Source organism: Candidatus Albibeggiatoa sp. nov. BB20, from assembly GCA_016744725.1.
Lineage (GTDB): Bacteria > Pseudomonadota > Gammaproteobacteria > Beggiatoales > Beggiatoaceae > Albibeggiatoa.
On record JADGDW010000273.1, the window covers coordinates 1 to 2,824 of the forward strand.

General features: G+C 37.9%; 5 protein-coding genes. 4 read left to right on the forward strand and 1 reads right to left on the reverse strand.

The annotated features are described in order from the left end of the window. The coding region (ccoS, locus tag ABXH34_RS18420) for a cbb3-type cytochrome oxidase assembly protein CcoS (RefSeq protein WP_353573352.1) at positions 1-184 on the reverse strand (184 nt) is incomplete at its 3' end. Positions 185-392: 208 nt separating this feature from the next. On the opposite strand from ccoS, the gene ispG reads away from it, so the two are divergent. The 4 genes from ispG to ABXH34_RS18440 form a co-directional block, all read left to right on the forward strand. Beyond that, on the forward strand, positions 393-1,478 hold the full coding sequence (ispG, locus tag ABXH34_RS18425; protein WP_353573353.1) for a flavodoxin-dependent (E)-4-hydroxy-3-methylbut-2-enyl-diphosphate synthase: 1,086 nt from the start codon (positions 393-395) through the stop codon (positions 1,476-1,478). A gap of 384 nt (positions 1,479-1,862) precedes the next feature. Next, positions 1,863-2,270 carry a prepilin-type N-terminal cleavage/methylation domain-containing protein gene (locus ABXH34_RS18430; protein ID WP_353573354.1) on the forward strand — a complete coding sequence of 136 codons (408 nt, stop codon included), beginning with the start codon at positions 1,863-1,865 and terminating at the stop codon, positions 2,268-2,270. Continuing rightward, positions 2,267-2,689 carry a PulJ/GspJ family protein gene (locus ABXH34_RS18435; RefSeq protein WP_353573355.1) on the forward strand — a complete coding sequence of 141 codons (423 nt, stop codon included), beginning with the start codon at positions 2,267-2,269 and terminating at the stop codon, positions 2,687-2,689. The genes ABXH34_RS18430 and ABXH34_RS18435 overlap by 4 nt, the downstream gene beginning before the upstream one ends. After that, positions 2,686-2,824 (forward strand): prepilin-type N-terminal cleavage/methylation domain-containing protein (locus tag ABXH34_RS18440; RefSeq protein WP_353573356.1); only part of this gene is annotated, 139 nt, incomplete at its 3' end. The genes ABXH34_RS18435 and ABXH34_RS18440, both read left to right, overlap by 4 nt.

A 2,824-nucleotide genomic window follows, 5' to 3' on the forward strand; every position in this document is an offset into this window, starting at 1 on the left:
GTTTTGTATTTTTAGCGTCAGTTTTTTCTGGTTTAACATCAGCATCGTCATCATCCATTAATATTTGATGTGCAGGTCCTTCTAAATCATCGAATTGTCCTGAACGAATTGCCCACAAAAACATCCAAACAATAATACCAATAATCAATAAAGAAATTGGGATCAATAAAAATAAAATTTCCATAATATCCAACAAATTTACGAGGTATGACACCGCATTATACTATTTTCTCTAATCTGAAGCTGGTATTTTGTTGATTAGCTATCAGTTTTGCCGCACTTGCCCCCATCAAGCAACCATATTTACAAATAACCACAAAATACCAAATACTTTATCGTACTCAAAGTATTGTAAAATAGTCATCTAAAATTATTTTCAGGTTATCCACACTATGCGTAAAGAAATCACAATTAAACGTCGCCCAACTCGTCAAATTTATGTGGGTAATGTACCGATTGGTGGTGATGCACCGATTGCTGTGCAAAGTATGACCAATACGGATACTTGTGATGTTGCTGCCACGGTTGGCCAAATTCAAGCGATCCAAAAAGCAGGTGCAGACCTTGTACGGGTTTCAGTGCCATCTCAAGAGGCTGCGGAGGCCTTTGGTAAAATTAAACAGCAAGTTGATATTCCTTTAATTGCTGATATTCACTTTGATTATAAAATTGCGTTGCGGGTTGCGGAATTAGGCGTGGATTGTTTACGAATTAATCCGGGTAATATTGGACGTGATGACCGTGTACGTGCTGTGGTAGATTCTGCTAAAGATAAAAATATCCCAATTCGAATTGGTGTCAATGCAGGTTCATTGGAAAAAGAATTACAAAAAAAATATGGCGAGCCGACTTCTGATGCTCTCGTGGAATCGGCGTTACGGCACATTGATATTTTAGATAAATTGGATTTCCCGAATTTTAAAATTAGTCTTAAAGCCTCCGAAATTTTTATGACCGTGATGGCCTACCGTAAATTAGCCGGTCAAATTGAGCAACCGTTACATCTTGGTATTACTGAAGCGGGTGGTTTTCGTTCGGGCACAGTCAAATCCGCGATTGGTTTAGGCCTGTTGTTAATGGAAGGCATCGGCGATACGATTCGGGTGTCTTTAGCGGCTGACCCTGTTCAAGAAATCAAAGTCGGATTTGATATTTTGAAAAGCTTGCATTTACGTCAAAAAGGGGTGAATTTAGTGGCTTGCCCTTCTTGTTCACGGCAAAATTTTGATGTGATTAAAGTGGTCAATGAATTAGAAAATCGCTTAGAAGATATTACGCAGCCGATTGATGTTGCAGTAATTGGCTGTATTGTGAATGGACCAGGTGAAGCGAAAGAAGTCAAAGTTGGTCTTACTGGCGGCACACCCAATAATTTAATGTACATTGATGGTAAACCACACCACAAAGTGCAAAATGAGCAATTATTGGATGAGTTAGAAAAAAATATTCGTGAGCAGTTAACACAACAAGAAGATTAATTATTCACCCTACATTAAATAAAAGAACTTTTCATTTGATGTAGGGTGGAATAGCGCAGCGTTTTCCACCAAAATATGCGATATGCTTGGGATGGTGGAATATGGTGAGTCATAGTTTATTAATAATCACTAACTCCAAAGGCTCATCTATTCCCCCCTACTCTTTCAAACTTTTTTCATTTTGCGTAACATGAGTTAATTATTCATCACGACTTAACCCAGTTAAGATTACTTGGCTGGGCGTAAATGCCACTCAGTTTGGTTATCAGTGAACGGGATATTAGACAATCTGAACGCTTGCTAGATCAAATCGAGTTTAAACCGCTTCGTCTACTCAATTTCTGCCATCCGTTTTTAGCTATGTTATGAAAGGATATTACTTAATTGAAGGGTTATACACTATTAGAACTGATGATTGTTTTATTTATTTTTGCACTGTTAACGGGCTTAGTTGCTCCACGATTAATGGCAATGTATGATAGTGTGCAAGCGGCATATCAGCGTGATGAAATCATGTCTCAAATAAGTAGTTTAAGTTATCAAGCTTACCAAAAAGGCTTGAATTTTCGGTTTGAAACCTATCCTTTTTCGACCAATCAGCCTGATTATGAAATTCTACAAAAAAATATTAAATTAGAACTCCCAGAAGGTTGGAGATTAGTTGCAGATCAAGCAATTATTTTTCGTGCTAATGGCGCATGTACTGGTGGCATAATCCATTTGCAGCAAGATTTACTGTCCTATCCCGTTCAATTGATAGCTCCTTTTTGTCAAGCAGTCATTAAACCATGAAATCTAAAGGCTTTAGTTTATTAGAAGCGATTGTTGCTTTGGTTCTGGTGTCGATGGTCGGCATGGCCTTATTTAGTTGGATTAATACCAATCTCCAAAATCTATATCGTATCCAACAAGTTCAAAAACGCCATGAAGCCGTACGTAATGCCATGGTTTTTATGGAAACGATTAATCCTTTAAAACAACCAGAAGGCGATACAAAAATCGGTTTTTATCGCTTTAAATGGCAAACTCAAATATTGGCAGAACCCACGGATAATACCAGAGGCTTGAAAGGGGCTGGCATCTACACTGTGGGCTTATATGAAACCGATGTGGATATTTATGTAGAACAAGAACTGGTCTCAACCGTTAAATTGCATCAAGTGGGTTATAAACAGGTTCGTGACCCTGTATGGAAGGCATGGGAAGAATGAAACGGGATTCGGGTTTTACTTTATTGGAAATGCTGGTCGTACTGGTATTAGTAAGTTTAATCAGTATGTTATTAATGCAAGGCTTAACCTTTGTATTCCAGTTAAGAACTCAGTTTGTAAATCAAATTAACGATT

What these genes read in the sequence shown, in the direction of transcription:
- ispG (WP_353573353.1), top strand. Translation starts at nt 393, where the DNA reads ATGCGTAAAGAAATCACAATTAAACGTCGCCCAACTCGTCAAATTTAT.
- ABXH34_RS18435 (WP_353573355.1), top strand. Translation starts at nt 2,267, where the DNA reads ATGAAATCTAAAGGCTTTAGTTTATTAGAAGCGATTGTTGCTTTGGTT.